This is a genomic window from Paracraurococcus lichenis, from assembly GCF_030657435.1.
GTDB classification, from domain to species: Bacteria; Pseudomonadota; Alphaproteobacteria; order Acetobacterales; family Acetobacteraceae; genus Paracraurococcus; species Paracraurococcus lichenis.
The window spans coordinates 117,735-131,667 of the sequence record NZ_JAUTWS010000011.1; the positions used below are offsets into that span (position 1 = coordinate 117,735).

General features: G+C 73.6%; 13 protein-coding genes. 9 read left to right on the plus strand and 4 right to left on the minus strand.

Going from position 1 to position 13,933, the window contains the following annotated elements; all coding sequences use genetic code 11:
* The first annotated feature begins 19 nt into the window (after window positions 1-19).
* From Q7A36_RS13625 to Q7A36_RS13650, 6 genes are all read left to right on the plus strand, one after another.
* Window positions 20-1,033 (plus strand): taurine ABC transporter substrate-binding protein, encoded by a 1,014-nt coding sequence (locus Q7A36_RS13625; protein ID WP_305104250.1) that lies wholly within the window; start codon window positions 20-22, stop codon window positions 1,031-1,033.
* Entirely contained in the window at window positions 1,030-1,812 is a 783-nt protein-coding gene (locus tag Q7A36_RS13630) for an ABC transporter ATP-binding protein (RefSeq protein ID WP_305104251.1), read from the plus strand. The genes Q7A36_RS13625 and Q7A36_RS13630 overlap by 4 nt, the downstream gene beginning before the upstream one ends.
* A gap of 102 nt (window positions 1,813-1,914) precedes the next feature.
* Entirely contained in the window at window positions 1,915-2,514 is a 600-nt protein-coding gene (locus Q7A36_RS13635; protein ID WP_305104252.1) for a glutathione S-transferase family protein, read from the plus strand.
* 145 nt (window positions 2,515-2,659) lie between these two features.
* Window positions 2,660-3,172 (plus strand): VOC family protein, encoded by a 513-nt coding sequence (locus Q7A36_RS13640; RefSeq protein WP_305104253.1) that lies wholly within the window; start codon window positions 2,660-2,662, stop codon window positions 3,170-3,172.
* 114 nt (window positions 3,173-3,286) lie between these two features.
* Window positions 3,287-4,378 carry an SbmA/BacA-like family transporter gene (locus Q7A36_RS13645; RefSeq protein WP_305104254.1) on the plus strand — a complete coding sequence of 364 codons (1,092 nt, stop codon included), beginning with the start codon at window positions 3,287-3,289 and terminating at the stop codon, window positions 4,376-4,378.
* 115 nt (window positions 4,379-4,493) lie between these two features.
* Window positions 4,494-6,107 carry a peptide chain release factor 3 gene (locus tag Q7A36_RS13650; protein ID WP_305104255.1) on the plus strand — a complete coding sequence of 538 codons (1,614 nt, stop codon included), beginning with the start codon at window positions 4,494-4,496 and terminating at the stop codon, window positions 6,105-6,107.
* A 44-nt stretch (window positions 6,108-6,151) separates the two neighbouring features.
* Here the strand turns inward: Q7A36_RS13650 and Q7A36_RS13655 are convergent, their stop codons facing one another.
* A complete protein-coding gene (locus tag Q7A36_RS13655; RefSeq protein WP_305104256.1) occupies window positions 6,152-6,571 on the minus strand; it encodes a DoxX family protein in 420 nt (139 codons plus the stop codon).
* 396 nt (window positions 6,572-6,967) lie between these two features.
* On the opposite strand from Q7A36_RS13655, the gene Q7A36_RS13660 reads away from it, so the two are divergent.
* Window positions 6,968-8,059, plus strand: a complete 1,092-nt coding sequence (locus Q7A36_RS13660; RefSeq protein WP_305104257.1) for an alpha/beta hydrolase family protein — start codon at window positions 6,968-6,970, stop codon at window positions 8,057-8,059.
* 43 nt (window positions 8,060-8,102) lie between these two features.
* Here Q7A36_RS13660 and Q7A36_RS13665 read toward each other — a convergent pair whose 3' ends face one another.
* Both Q7A36_RS13665 and Q7A36_RS13670 read right to left on the minus strand, forming a co-directional pair.
* Window positions 8,103-9,392: an adenylosuccinate synthase gene (locus Q7A36_RS13665; RefSeq protein WP_305104258.1), complete on the minus strand. Its 1,290-nt coding sequence runs from the start codon at window positions 9,390-9,392 to the stop codon at window positions 8,103-8,105.
* 36 nt (window positions 9,393-9,428) lie between these two features.
* Window positions 9,429-10,619 carry an ATP phosphoribosyltransferase regulatory subunit gene (locus tag Q7A36_RS13670; RefSeq protein WP_305104259.1) on the minus strand — a complete coding sequence of 397 codons (1,191 nt, stop codon included), beginning with the start codon at window positions 10,617-10,619 and terminating at the stop codon, window positions 9,429-9,431.
* A 621-nt stretch (window positions 10,620-11,240) separates the two neighbouring features.
* Between Q7A36_RS13670 and Q7A36_RS13675 the strand changes: the two genes are divergently transcribed.
* Both Q7A36_RS13675 and Q7A36_RS13680 read left to right on the plus strand, forming a co-directional pair.
* Window positions 11,241-11,879, plus strand: a complete 639-nt coding sequence (locus tag Q7A36_RS13675; protein ID WP_305104260.1) for an HAD hydrolase-like protein — start codon at window positions 11,241-11,243, stop codon at window positions 11,877-11,879.
* Window positions 11,880-12,013: 134 nt separating this feature from the next.
* On the plus strand, window positions 12,014-13,129 hold the full coding sequence (locus tag Q7A36_RS13680) for a THUMP domain-containing class I SAM-dependent RNA methyltransferase (RefSeq protein WP_305104261.1): 1,116 nt from the start codon (window positions 12,014-12,016) through the stop codon (window positions 13,127-13,129).
* A gap of 109 nt (window positions 13,130-13,238) precedes the next feature.
* Here Q7A36_RS13680 and Q7A36_RS13685 read toward each other — a convergent pair whose 3' ends face one another.
* Window positions 13,239-13,925: a DUF1194 domain-containing protein gene (locus Q7A36_RS13685; RefSeq protein WP_305104262.1), complete on the minus strand. Its 687-nt coding sequence runs from the start codon at window positions 13,923-13,925 to the stop codon at window positions 13,239-13,241.
* Between the last annotated feature and the right edge of the window lie 8 nt (window positions 13,926-13,933).

The following is a 13,933-nucleotide window of genomic DNA, read 5'->3' on the forward strand; positions in this document are numbered from 1 at the left end:
CACCACGGGGGAGAATACCATGACCGCCATCACCCGCCGCGCCGCGCTGGCCGCGGCCGCCGCGACCTTGGTCGCCGGCCGCGCCGGCGCGCAAGGCAAGCCCGCCGGCGCCAAGGTCGGCTTCTTCACCGAAGCCAAGCCCACCATGATCGCCAAGGGCCAGGGCTGGTTCGCCGAGGGCGTCGGCGCGCCCATCACCTGGACCGAGTACGGCAGCGGCGCCGAGATCAACACGGCGATGATCGGCGGCTCCTGCGACATCGGCCTCGCCACCGGCTCGGTCGCCACCGCCTCCGGCATCGCCCAGGGGCTGCCCTTCCAGGTCGTCGGCCTCGTCGACAATATCGGCCCGGCCGAGGAGATGACGGTCCGCACCGCGGCCAACATCAAGACCGCCGCCGACTTCAAGGGGAAGAAGGTGGCGACGCCCTTCGGCTCGACCAGCCATTTCCGCCTGCTCGGCTTCCTCAAGACCAATGGGTTGACGCTGCGCGACGTCACGGTGCTCGATATGCGCCCGGCCGCCATCCAGGCCGCCTGGATCAAGGGCGAGATCGACGCCGCCTATGTCTGGGCCCCGGCCAAGAGCAAGATCATCGAGGCCGGCGGCGCCCCCTTCCGCACCTGGGACACGCTGGACAAGGCGGGCTATGCCATCGCCGACGTCATCATCGTCCACAACGACTTCGCCAAGACCTACCCTGACTCGGTCGTCGGCTTCCTCCGCGCCTATGGCCGCGCGCTGAAGATGTGGCGCGACACGCCGGAGGAGGCGGCGAAGATCGTGGCGCAGCAGGCCGGCGTGACGCCCGAGGTCGCGCTGGCGGAGATGAAGGCCTACGACTTCGTCGACCTCGCCGCCCAGGCCGGCGAGCAGTGGCTCGGCGTGCCGGGCAAGCCCGGCAAGTTCGCCGAGGTCCTGAAGGGCACCGCCGACTTCCTGGTCGAGCAGCGCTCCATCCGCTCCGCCCCCGGCATCGAGGCCTTCGGCAAGGCGCTCAACTCCACCTTCCTGCAGAAGGCGGTGGCGTGACGGATTTCGTCCGCTTCGACGGGGTCTCCGTCCGCTACGGGGAGGGCGCCGGCGCGGTGCTCGCGCTCGAGCGGGCGGATCTCGGCTTCGCCCGCGGCGACTTCGTCTGCATCGTCGGGCCGTCCGGCTGCGGCAAGACCACGCTGATGCAGACGCTGGCGGGCTTCCTGCGCCCGACCGGCGGCGCGGTCTTCCTCGACGGCAGGCCCGTCACGGGCCCGGCGCCGGAGCGCGGCGTGGTCTTCCAGCAGCCGACGCTCTTCCCCTGGATGACGGTCGCCGCCAATGCCGGCTTCGGCCCGCGCATGCGCGGCGAGGCGCCGCGCCAGGCGACGGAGCGGGTGGAATACTGGCTGCGCACCACCGGCCTCTGGGAGTTCCGGGCGCGCTACCCCTACGAGCTTTCGGGCGGCATGCAGCAGCGCCTCGCCATCGCCCGCGCATTGTGCAACGAGCCGCTGGTGCTGCTGATGGACGAGCCCTTCGGCGCGCTGGATGCGCTGACCCGCGAGCACATGCAGGAGGAGCTGCACGCCGTCTGGCGCCGCACCGGCATGACCGTGGTCTTCATCACCCACAGCGTCGAGGAGGCCGTCTATCTCGGCACCGAGGTGGTGGTGATGTCGCCCCGCCCCGGCCGGATCGTCGAGCGCATCCCGCTGCCCTTCGCGCGGGAGCGGGCCGAGGAGGACATCCGCCAGGTCAAGTCCAGCCCGGACTTCATCGCGGCGCGGGAGCGGGTGCTGTCGCTGATCTGGGGCATGCAGCATGACGCCTGATGCATGCCTTCGGCATGACGCCTGATGCGGGCCTCCGGCCCGACTGGACGGGAGGGCGCCGCCGTCGGAAGGTTCCTCCCGCCATCGGAGGAACCCGGCACGATGAAGCTCGCCTATTCGCCCGCCAGCCCCTATGTCCGCAAATGCCTCGCCAGCGCCATCCTGCGCGGCATCGACGACCGGATCGAGCTCTGGACGGTGCCGACCACCGACCCGGCGCTGGCCGCGGTGAACCCGCTGTCGAAGGTGCCGACGCTCGTCCTCGATGACGGCACGGTGCTCTACGACAGCCCGGTCATCTGCGAATATCTCGACAGCATCGGCGATGCCCCGCCGCTCTTCCCCGCGCCCGGCCCGGCGCGCTGGAATGCCCTGCGGCAGGAGGCGCTGGGCGACGGCATCCTGGATGCCACCCAGCCCCGGCGGCGGGAGGTGGCGCTGCCGCAGGACGAGGGGCGGCAGCAATACATCACCCTGCAGCAGGGCAAGGTCGCCCGGGCGCTCGAGGTGCTGGAGGCCGAGGCCGACCGCCTCGGCGCGCTGGCGACGATCGGCGAGGTCACCATCGCCTGCGCGCTCGGCTATCTCGACTTCCGCTACCCGCACGAGCCCTGGCGGCCGGGACACCCGAAGCTGGAGGCCTGGTACGCCAAGGTGGCGGCGCTGCCCGCCATGACCCGCACCGCGCCGCCGCCGGCCTGAACCCGCGCCGGGGGAGGGAGGCCAGGAGCGCCGCCCTCCCCCGGCCGCCGTCATTCCCCCCGCCCATATCGCCCATCCCGGGTCCCGATTGGCGCCCGGCCGGTCGCGGCTGCATCCTCGCCCCCGAGACGAGGAGCCCGCCCGCATGCCCGACACCCCGCACCCCGCCGCGGCCATCCATCCGGAGGCCCGCATCGGCCATGTCCACCTGAAGGTGGCCGATCTCGACCGCGCCCTCGCCTTCTGGCGCGACGTCATCGGCCTCGAGGTGCAGCAGGTCATGGCGGGGCAGGCCGCCTTCCTCTCGGCCGGCGGCTACCACCACCACATCGCCCTCAACACCTGGGAGAGCGCCGGCGGGCCGCCCCCGCCGCGCGGCACCACCGGCCTCTACCATGTCGCCCTGGTCTACCCGGACCGCCCGGCGCTGGCCGCCGCCCTCTACCGCGTGCTGCAGGCCGGGGTGCCGCTGGAGGGCGCCTCCGATCACGGCGTCTCGGAGGCGATCTATCTCCGCGACCCCGACGGCAACGGCGTCGAGCTCTATCGCGACCGCCCGCGCATCGAATGGCCGCGCGACGAGGCGGGCCGGCTGCGCATGACCAACCGCCGCTTCGACCTCGAGGCCCTGCTGGCGGAACTGCCGCGCGCCGGCTGAGCCACGGCCGGTCTCCCGCCCCGCGCGATGACGTTCGGGACCGCGCTGCCGGGCGGAACTTCCGGCGGCCAGGACGACTAGGGAGGAGAGGCCGGGCAAGCTGGGACGCGCGTGATGACCCCGACGGAGACACCACAGGCGACCTGGCGGGCGACCGTCGCGCAATTCTGGGCCCTCGCCGGCGGCTTCTGGACCGGCGCCGAGAGCCGCCGCCGGGCCCTCGGCACCGCCGGCGCGCTCATGCTCCTCGCGGGCTCCGAGGTGGCGCTGATGCTGCGCTTCAACACCTGGAACCGCGACCTCTTCGATGCCCTGGAGCGGCGCGATGCGCATGCCGTGCTCCTCCAGGTCGGCGTGCTGCTGGCGATCGTCGGCGGCTTCTGCATCGCCAGTGCCGGGCAGTTGCTCTGCCGGCGGCGGCTGGCGCTGGGCTGGCGCGCCTGGCTCGGCTGGCGGCTGACCGCCGGCTGGATCGGCGCGCGCGACGGCAGCCCGGGCAACCCGGATGGCCGCATCGCCGAGGACGCCCGCGTGGCGACCGAGGAGGCGGTGGAACTCGCCGCCTCCCTCTTCCACGCCACCATGACCCTCGGCATCTTCGTCGGCGTGCTCTGGGCGCTGTCGGACCACCCACCGACCCTCCTCGGCGGCGTCTCCTTCGCCCTGCCCGGCTACCTGCTCTGGCTCGCGGTGCTCTATGCCCTGCTCGGCATGACGGTCGCCGTGCTGGCCGGGCGGCCGCTGGTCCGCAGCACGGACCACCGGCAGGCGAGGGAGGCCGACTACCGCGCCGCCCTGGTCCGCGTACGGGATGCCGACCGGGCCGGACGCGGCGAGGCGGGGCTGCTCGCCAGCCTCTTCGGCGACCTCGCCGCCGTCTTCGAGCGGCAGAGCCGCGCCTTCGCCCGGCTGGAATTCTTCGTCTGCGCCGTGACCCGGGTGGGGTTCGGCCTGCCCTATCTGGTGGCGACGCCGGCCTATCTGGCAGGGGTGGCGAGCCTCGGGTGGCTGATGCAGGCGGCGCAGGCCTTCCAGACGGTCTCGGAGGCGCTGCGCTGGCCGGTGCAGCACATGCCGCGGCTGGCGACCTGGCGCGCCTCGGCCGAGCGGGTGATCGCCCTCGCGGCGGTGGCGCCGCAGGCGGCCCCGGTCGTGCCGGCGGCGGAACCGGAAACCGTCCCGCTGCCCGCCCCGGCGGCGCCCTGACCGCCCGCCCCGGCCCGGGCGGGGGAGGGCGGCACCCCCGTCAGGCTGGCTTTCGCGGCCCCGGGCGCCTACATGATCCGCGACATTCCCCGCTCCAGATCCAGAGACATCGCCCGTGGACGCCCTCGTCGCCCCGACGCCGGTCGCCGCCGAAGCGGCCCGGCGGCGCACCTTCGCCATCATCGCCCATCCGGACGCCGGCAAGACCACCCTGACGGAAAAGCTCCTGCTGAAGGGCGGCGCCATCCAGCTTGCCGGCGCCGTGCGCGCCAAGGGCAATGCCAGGCGAACCCGTTCCGACTGGATGAAGATCGAGCAGGATCGCGGCATCTCGGTCGCGACCTCCGTCATGACCTTCGAGCGGGGCGGGCTGGTCTTCAACCTGCTGGACACCCCGGGCCACGAGGACTTCTCCGAGGACACCTACCGGACGCTCACGGCGGTGGATGCGGCCGTCATGGTCCTGGACGCGGCGAAGGGCATCGAGAGTCAAACGAGAAAACTCTTCGAGGTCTGCCGCCTGCGCGACATCCCGATCATCACCTTCGTCAACAAGATGGACCGGGAAGCCCGCGATCCCTTCGAGCTGATCGACGAGATCGAGAAGACCCTGGCCCTCGACGCCGCCCCGGTCGCCTGGCCGGTCGGCCGCGCCGGCGACTTCGCCGGCACCTACGACCTGCTGCACCGCCACTTCCTGCCGGTGGATGCGGACGACGCCGCCGCCATCCCGCTCTCCGGCCTCGACGACCCGAAGCTGGCCAAGCTGGTCGGCGAGGCGCGCGCTGCCGCGCTGCGCGAGGAGGCTGAGCTGGCCGAGGCCGGGCTGAACGCCTTCGACCTCGACTCCTTCCGCGAGGGGCACCTGACGCCGGTCTTCTTCGGCTCGGCGCTGCGCGACTTCGGCGTCGGCCACCTGCTGGACGGCCTCGCCCGCTACGCCCCGCCGCCGGGCCCCCGCGAGGGCGACCCGCGCGCGGTGGAGCCGGGCGAGGACAAGCTGACCGGCTTCGTCTTCAAGGTGCAGGCGAACATGGACCCGAACCACCGGGACCGCGTCGCCTTCGTCCGGCTCTGCTCGGGCAAGCTGACCAAGGGCATGCGCCTGAAGCAGGTCCGGACGGGCAAGCAGGTGCCGGTCAACGCACCGCTCTTCTTCTTCGCCAAGGACCGCCAGGTGGCCGAGGAGGCCTGGCCGGGCGACGTGGTGGGTGTCGCCAACCACGGCACGCTGCGCATCGGCGACACGCTGACCGAGGGCGAGGCGCTGAACTTCCGCGGCGTGCCGAGCTTCGCGCCGGAGATCCTGCGTCACGTCCAGCTCGAGGACCCGATGCTGGCGAAGAAGCTGAAGACCGCGCTCGAGCAGCTCGCGGAAGAGGGCGTGGTGCAGCTCTTCCGCCCGCTCGATGGTTCGCTGCCCGTGGTCGGCGTCGTCGGGCAGCTCCAGCTCGACGTGCTGCAGTCCCGCCTGAAGGTGGAATACGGCGTCCCCGCGCGCTTCCAGGACACGATGTGGTCCATGATGCGCTGGGTCACCGGCGAGGATAAGGCGGCGCTCGAGCGCTTCGCCGCCGCCAACCGGCGCGATGCCGGCGAGGACCATGACGGCGAGCTCGTCGCCTTCTTCGGCTCCGACTGGCGGCGCAAGCGGGCCGAGGAGGAATGGCCCATGCTGCGCTTCCACGCAGTGCGGGAGCAGCACGGGCTGATCGCGGCGACGCGCTGAGCCTCGCCCTCACCCCGCCCATGGCGGGGTGGTGCTCTCGGCCCTTACCGGTTCGCCACGCTGAGGTCGCGGCGCGAGGGCACCGGCTCCGCCTCGGCGCCGCGCCCGATATCGATCGCCCAGGCGCCCGGCCCGGCCGCGACGAAGTAGAGGAAGACGAAGCAGTAGAGGATCGCCGCGTCGCCGCCGTTCAGCGCCGGGAAGAAGCTCCGCGGCGCATGCGACATCCAGTAGGCGAAGGCCATCTCGCCCGCCAGCACGAAGGCGACCGGCCGGGTGAAGAGGCCGAGCATCAGCAGCAGCCCGCCCACCAGTTCGAACAGCCCCGCGAACCAGAGCAGGCCGAAGGTCGGCGGCAGCGTGCCGCCCATGGGCGTGGGGAAGCCGAGCAGCTTCTGCGTACCGTGCTCGAGGAAGATCAGCGCCGCCACGATGCGCAGGATCGCGCGCATCCGCGGCGCCATGACCGCCATGTCCCACATACCGTTCCCCTCTCGGCTCAATGCACCAGCAGGTGGTCAATGTTATGGACCAGGCCGTTGGTGCAGGAAATATCGGGCTCGATGAAAGGCGCATCGGCGATCCGCAAGGCCGATGCCGAAGCTGCCCTGGCCTGACTGCAACGCCGTCCGGCCCCCCGCCAGGGCCGGGCTCCGCATCCCTGCATCGCCCGCTCCCGGATGGGACCGGGGCGGCACAACGCGGCGCGCCGGGCCTGGCTGCATGTTGCAGGACCGGAAACCGCCGCCGGTTCCCAGTGTTCTTAGGCCGCAACGCGCAGCGACCGAACCGGTCCGCTTGCCGCATCCACGCCCGTGCGCGGGGCACGCGCTCCCACGGGTTTGCAGGAGAGACACAGAGTGACGCCCACCACCGACGCCCTGCTGGCGCAGCTCTCGAGCGACGCCTATTCCGCCACGCCGGTGACGCTGCCGGCCGGTTTCACCGCCCTCGACACCTCGAATTTCGGCATCGCCCTGCAGGCGGGCGAGAGCCTGTCGAACGGCATCTACACCAGCGGCAACGGCGCGGCGCTGGTGACCGTCGGCTTCATCGAGGATCTGCCGACCATCGTCATCGCCTTCCGCGGCAGCGACGATACGCAGGACAGCCTGCAGGACCTGAACGGCATCAACGCCGCCTATCCCGCCTTCACCTCGCTGGTTGCCGCCGTCGACCAGGCCTCGGCGGCCTGGGGCATCCCGGTGGTCGTCACCGGCCACAGCCTCGGCGGCTCCATGGCGCAGCTCTACATGGCGAGCCACCCGAACGTCGCGGGCGAGCCGGGCCATGCCGCGGTGACCTTCGGCTCGGCCGGCGCCATCCTGCCGGCCGGCACGGATGACCGCATCACCAACTACGTCATCGCCGACGACCCGGCGGTGGTGCTCGGCGCGCACCGCGCCGAGATCGGCGACTTCCTGCGCAACAACACCGTCCTGGTCGATCCGGCCGCCGAGCGCATCGCCGCGGAGTTGCCGGGCATCACGGCGGCCCAGGCACGCGAGTCCCTGCCCAACCTGACGGTGAACTACGACAACCACGGCAACATCGTCCTGCTGCCGACGGCCGACGGGAAGCTGGACTATGCCGGCGCCATCGCCGGCGTCGCCGCCTTGAACGCCGACCGGCACGACGTCTCGAACTACGTCACCGAGGTGCAGGCGGCCTGGTCCGGCACCGGCCCGGGCTATCGCGTCGTGCCGGACGCCACCACCGGCGACCAGCAGCTCGATTTCCTGCACGCGCTCTACGACGGCGACAACCGCACGCCCGGCGCGGAGCAGGCTGTCGTGAACGACCTGCTCGGCCGCTTCGGGGAGGACCTGCGCGACGACCTGCAGCAGACCGGCCAGGACATCGCCGACACCCTGCAGCCCCCGGCCAACGACGCCTTCACCACCGTCCGCGACGGCCTGACCGGCATCGGCCAGGACCTGAACCTGATCTGACCGCCCCGGGCAGGAAGGGGCGGCGCGGCAGCGCGCCGCCCTCTCAGCCCGCGAAGGGATCGCGGAGGGTGATGGTGTCGTCCCGGTCGGGGCTGGTCGAGAGCAGCACGACCGGCGCCTCGACCAGCTCCTCGATCCGCCGCACATACTTCACCGCCGCCGCCGGAAGCTGGGCATAGCTGCGCGCGCCCGCGGTGCTGCCGGACCAGCCCTCCAGCACCTCGTAGATCGGCTCGGCCGCGGCCTGGCTCCCCATGGCGAAAGGCAGGCGCTTCAGCACCTGCCCGCCCACCCGGTAGCCCGTGCAGATCTTGAGCTCCTTCAGCCCGTCCAGCACGTCGAGCTTGGTCAGCGCCAGGCCCTGCACGCCGCCGATCTTCACGGCCTGGCGGACCATGCAGGCATCGAACCAGCCGCAGCGCCGCCGCCGGCCGGTCACCGTGCCGAACTCCCGCCCGCGGTCGCCGAGGCCCTGGCCGATCTCGTCATGCAGCTCGGTCGGGAAGGGCCCGCTGCCGACCCGCGTGGAATAGGCCTTGGCGATGCCGAGCACCATGCCGACCGCATCCGGCCCGACGCCCGCGCCCGCGGCGGCATTGCCGGCGACGGTGTTGGAGGAGGTGACGTAGGGATAGGTCCCGTGGTCGACGTCCAGCATCACGGCCTGCGCGCCCTCGAAGAGCACGCGCTGGCCGGCATGGCGGGCCTGGTCCAGCCGCTCCCACACCGCTTCCGCGAAGGGCAGCAGCTTCGGCGCCCAGCCGAGGAGCTGGTCGAGCAGCCCCTGCTTCTCGAACTCCGGCGCGCCGAGCCCGCGCAGCAGGGAGTTGTGGTGCAGCAGCAGCTCGTCGAGCTTCCGCGACAGCGTCTCCGGCTCGGCGAGGTCGCAGAGGCGGATGGAGCGGCGGCCGACCTTGTCCTCATAGGCTGGGCCGATGCCGCGCCCCGTCGTGCCGATCTTGTCGCCGCCGCGTGCCGCCTCCCGCGCCTTGTCCAGCGCCGGGTGCAGGGGCAGGATCAGCGGCGTGTTCTCGGCGATGCGGAGGTTCTCCGGCGTCACCACCAGCCCCTGCGCCGTGACCTTGGCGATCTCGTCCAGCAGCGCCTGCGGGTCGAGCACCACGCCATTGCCGATGATGCCGAGCTTGCCGCGCACCACGCCCGAGGGCAGCAGGCTGAGCTTGTAGGTCTGGTCGCCCACCACCAGGGTATGGCCGGCATTGTGGCCGCCCTGGAAGCGCACGACGATGTCGGCGCGGCTGGCCAGCCAGTCCACCACCTTGCCCTTGCCCTCGTCGCCCCACTGGGCGCCGATCACGGCGACATTGGCCATCGGGCTAGTCCCTTTTCCTGATGTGAGCTGGCCACGTCACGGCGCCGCGCCCCGGCCCGCGGCGCCCTGCGGCGCGGGGTGGGTCTGCGTTCCGCCGAGCGGGACGGCCTGGCCGTCCCGGAGGATATGCGTGCAGCGCAGCCCGTCCGGCGTATCGGCCGGGGTCAGGGCGGCGACGGTGACGAAGCCGGCGCCGCGCAGCCGGGCTGCCTCCGCCTCCTCGCCGAGGCGGACGAAGACGCGCGGGCGGACCGGCGGCAGCGGCGCGGCGCGCATCGCCGCCTCGGGGTAGAGGGTCATGCCGGTCGCCGGCTCCTCCCCCGCGAGGTAGCGGCCGCCGCGCGCCAGCTCCCCCGCCGCGCCGGGGCCGTAGAGGGTGAAGGCGACGCCAACATGGTAGCGCAGCCCGCGGAACTCGACGGGGTCGAGGGTGATGCGCAGCTCCGGCATCAGCGCCCGGATGGCGGCGATGACGGCGGCGGCATTGTCGGCGATCGCCTGGGCGGCGGGCGGCAGGGTGGCGGCGCGGAGCGCGGCGAGCGCCCCCTCCGCCGGGCCGGCGGCCTGCAGCAGCGCCGGCAGGGCGGCGGCCAGCGGCCCGGCCTCGGCCGAGAGCGAGGCGACGGCCGCGGCATCCTTGCGGTCGAGCGCGCGGCCGAGGCGCTGCCGCAGCCCGGGCTCGAGCCCCGCGGCCTCGAAGAGCGCGGCGGCGAAGGTGGGCAGCGTGACGTCGAGCGAGAGGCCGGTGACGCCGATCGCCGCCAGCGCCTGGACGGCGACGGCGGCCACCTCGGCATCCGCCGTCGCGGCGTCGCTGCCGATCAGCTCCACCCCCGCCTGGGCCACCTGGCGGGAGGGGGCGAGCTGCGTGCCCTTCACCCGCAGCACCTGGCCGGCATAGCAGAGCCGCAGCGGCCGCTTCTGCAGGCCGAGCCGGCTGCCGGCGATGCGGGCGACCTGCGGCGTGGTGTCGGCGCGCAGCCCCATCATGCGCTGGGACACCGGGTCCATCAGGCGGAAGGTCTGCTCCGCGACGGCGGCGCCCGAGCCGGCGAGCAGGCTGTCCTCGAACTCGAGCAGCGGCGGCTTGACCCGCTCGTAGCCATGCGCGGCGAAGGCGGCCATCAGGCTCTCGACCAGGGCGGCCTCGCGCTCGGCCTCGGGCGGCAGCAGGTCGATCAGGCCCGCGGGCAGCAGGGCGGGGTTGGGCGCGTCGTCGTCGGTCATGACCGGCCGGGTGTGGCAGCGGGGGCGGGGCCGCGCAAGGGGAGCGGAGATGCAGACTCCGGACGGATTGCCGGCCCCGGACCCCGAGGGGAGGAGCGCCGCGGCGGGAGGCCGGTCAGCGGAACGAGCCGGCCGTGCGGGGATGCGGGATCCGGGCGGATCGCCGGCCACCGGGACCGGCCCAGGCGACCGCCGGGAGCACCGGGGCGTCGGACGATGGCCGTAAGACGCCTCGGCGTGCTGGATTCGGACAAAGGTCGCAGGCGGATCGCGGCGGAATCGTGGCAGGCCATGGCCCGACGGCTCGGCATGAGGTGTCGGGCGGCCGCCGGGCCGGCCCCGGACATGCCACCCGCGCCTGCGACGACCGGCCCTGCACCGCGCCGCGAGAGGCACCGGAACGGTACCGGGGCGGGCCCGGCCGGCAGCCTCCGGGCCCACCCCCGCCTCGCCATCACCCGCCGCCTTGTCCAGCCCAGCCGCTATGATTGCCCCGCCGAACAGTCCACGACCAGCTTATAGGAATATATTCAGAATTTCCAGCACCCCATTGCCGCCGCGCAGCGACGTCATCGCCGCCTCCCCCTCAACGGCCGCGGCGCCGCAGGGCAGGATGCCGGCATGCCGCCCGCTCCGCCGCCGCGCCTCGTCATCTTCGACTTCGACGGCACCCTGGCCGATTCCTTTCCCTGGTTCCGCTCCGTGCTGAACGAGGTCGGGGCGCGGCACGGGCTGCGGCCGGTGGCGCCGGAGGAGGTGGAGTCGCTGCGCCTGCTGCCGACACCGGAGATCCTGCGGGCGATGCAGGTCCCGCCCTGGAAGCTGCCGGCGCTGACGCGCGACCTCAGGGCCATGAAGGCCGAGGCGGCGGCCTGCATCCCGCTCTTCCCCGGCGTGCCCGAGATGCTGCGCGGCCTGGCGGCGGGCGGCGCGGTGGTGGCGATCGCCAGTTCGGATGCCGAGCCGAACATCCGGCGGACCCTGGGCGCGGCGGCCGCCGCGGTCTCGCATTTCGCCTGCGGCGCCTCGCTCTTCGGCAAGGCGCCGAAGCTGCGACAGGTGCTGCGGGCGACGGGGCTACCCGCGGCGGCGGCGGTCTATGTCGGCGACGAGACGCGGGATGCCGAGGCGGCGGCGAAGGTGGGGATGGATTTCGCCGCGGTGACCTGGGGCTATGCGGCGCCGGCGGCGCTGCTGGCACGCGGGCCGCGCTGGGTCTTCGGCACGCCGGCGGAGGTGGCGGCCGGGCTCGGGATGTGATCCCGGGCGGCAGGCCCCTCGGCCGGGATGGCCGCCCCTCCCCCGCGATGGTACAGCGCGGCCACGCCTTTCCCGCCCGGCCCTCCAACCCCGGCGGCCCCGCCCCGGATCGGGCGCCCCGCCCGGCCAATGCGATGACGACGGACACGACATTCGAGATCTTCCTGGCGGCCGCGCCGGGCCTGGAGCCGGTGCTCTGCGAAGAGGTGCGCGGTAAGGGCTTCCGCCGCCCGCGGGCGGTGCCCGGCGGCGTGGTCATAGAGGGCGGCTGGCCGGAGGTCTGGCGCGCCAATCTCTGGATCCGCGGCGCCGGGCGGGTCCTGGCGCGGCTCGACCAGTTCCGCGTGGTCCACCTCGCGCAGCTCGACCAGCGGGCGCGGCGCGTGCCCTGGGCGAGCGTGCTGCGCCCCGACCGGCCCTTCCGGGTGGAGGCCACCTGCGCCGCCTCCCGCATCTGGCACAGCGGCGCCGCCGCCCAGCGCATCGCCACCGCCATCCGCGAGACGCTCGGCGCGCCGGAGGCCGAGGCGGGCGGCATCCTGGTGCGGGCGCGGCTCGAGCACGACCTCTGCACCATCAGCGTCGATACCTCCGGCGAGCCGCTGCACAAGCGCGGCTACAAGGAGGCGGTGAACCCGGCGCCGATGCGCGAGACCCTCGCCTCGCTCTTCCTGATGCAGTGCGGCTATGCCGGCACCGAGCCGCTGCTCGATCCCATGTGCGGCGCGGGCACCTTCGTCATCGAGGCGGCGGAGATCGCGGCGCGCCTCAATCCCGGCCGGGCGCGCCGCTTCGCCTTCGAGGACCTCGCCAGCTTCGACGCCGAGGCCTGGGCGCGCATGCGCGCGGTGCAGAGCCGGCGCGAGCCTGCGTTCCGCTGCTTCGGCAGCGACCGGGACGCGGGGGCGGTGGAGATGAGCCGCGCCAATGCCGCGCGGGCCGGCGTCGAGGCCGGCACCGAATTCCGCCAGGCGACGATCAGCGACGCCGCGCCGCCGGAGGGGCCGCCGGGCCTGGTCATCGTCAACCCGCCCTATGGCGCGCGCCTCGGCGAGGGGAAGGCGCTGGGGCCGCTCTACCGCGCCCTGGGGCAGGTGCTGCGGGCACGCTTCTCGGGCTGGCGCGTCGGCCTGGTCACCGCCGAGCCGCGGCTGGCCCAGGTGACCGGGCTGCCCTTCCTGCCGCCCGGCCCGCCGGTGCCGCATGGCGGGCTGCGGGTGACGCTGTACCGGACCGCGCCCCTGGCCTGACGGCGCCGGTCGCCGGCCCGGCGCCCCGGATCGGCCCCTCGGTCTGGACGGGCGCGGCCGGTCTCGTGTCGGCCCGAGCCTGCGCGCGACGCCCGTCGGCGGTTGGATGTCAGGCGATCTCCCGGACCAGCTTGGCCCGCAGCGCGCGGGCGATGTCGCGCCGGTCCTCCGCCGTCACCACGAAGGCGCCGGGCCCGCCCGCCACCTCCCGCCGATAGGTCTCGGCCAGCGGCTCGCCGAAGCGGGTGACCTGGCCGGCGGCGGCGACGGCGAGCGCATTGATCCGGATGCCGGCCGCGACAGCCTCGTCGCGCGCGACCTCGGCGGGCCGCAGCGAGCGCAGGTCGGGCCCGTCGCCCGAGAGGTCGATCACCCGCTCCGCCGCGCGGAAGGGCGCGGCGAGCAGCAGGCGCGCGCAATGGTCCAGCGCATCGCCGATCGCGTTCCAGCTCTGCGGGCTGCGCGGCGCGGCCAGCACCGCCTCCGCGAGGCGCCGCGCATCGGCGGCATCGGCGATGCGGTGGAAATCGACCACCGTCGCCGCGCCGCCGGGCGAGCCCCATTCCACCATGGCGACCGCGATGGCGCCGCGCGGCCGGCTGGCGATGGCCGCGAGCACGGCGGGATGCGACAGCGCCTCGGCATAGCCCTCGCGCTGCAGGCGGAACTCGTCGGCATCGATGGAGCCGGAGGCATCGACGGCGAGGACGAGGAGCGTGTCCACCTCCGGCACCTGCGCGGCGGCAGGTGCGGCGGCGAGGCCCCCCGGGAGCGCAAGGATGCTGCGGCGCTGCATGGACGGAC

Coding starts and splice junctions, on each gene's coding strand:
- Q7A36_RS13665 (WP_305104258.1), bottom strand. CDS start 9,392: ATGGCCAATGTCGCCGTGATCGGCGCCCAGTGGGGCGACGAGGGCAAG.
- Q7A36_RS13685 (WP_305104262.1), bottom strand. CDS start 13,925: ATGCAGCGCCGCAGCATCCTTGCGCTCCCGGGGGGCCTCGCCGCCGCA.
- Q7A36_RS13625 (WP_305104250.1), top strand. CDS start 20: ATGACCGCCATCACCCGCCGCGCCGCGCTGGCCGCGGCCGCCGCGACC.
- Q7A36_RS13675 (WP_305104260.1), top strand. CDS start 11,241: ATGCCGCCCGCTCCGCCGCCGCGCCTCGTCATCTTCGACTTCGACGGC.
- Q7A36_RS13640 (WP_305104253.1), top strand. CDS start 2,660: ATGCCCGACACCCCGCACCCCGCCGCGGCCATCCATCCGGAGGCCCGC.
- Q7A36_RS13670 (WP_305104259.1), bottom strand. CDS start 10,619: ATGACCGACGACGACGCGCCCAACCCCGCCCTGCTGCCCGCGGGCCTG.
- Q7A36_RS13680 (WP_305104261.1), top strand. CDS start 12,014: ATGACGACGGACACGACATTCGAGATCTTCCTGGCGGCCGCGCCGGGC.
- Q7A36_RS13655 (WP_305104256.1), bottom strand. CDS start 6,571: ATGGCGCCGCGGATGCGCGCGATCCTGCGCATCGTGGCGGCGCTGATC.
- Q7A36_RS13645 (WP_305104254.1), top strand. CDS start 3,287: ATGACCCCGACGGAGACACCACAGGCGACCTGGCGGGCGACCGTCGCG.
- Q7A36_RS13635 (WP_305104252.1), top strand. CDS start 1,915: ATGAAGCTCGCCTATTCGCCCGCCAGCCCCTATGTCCGCAAATGCCTC.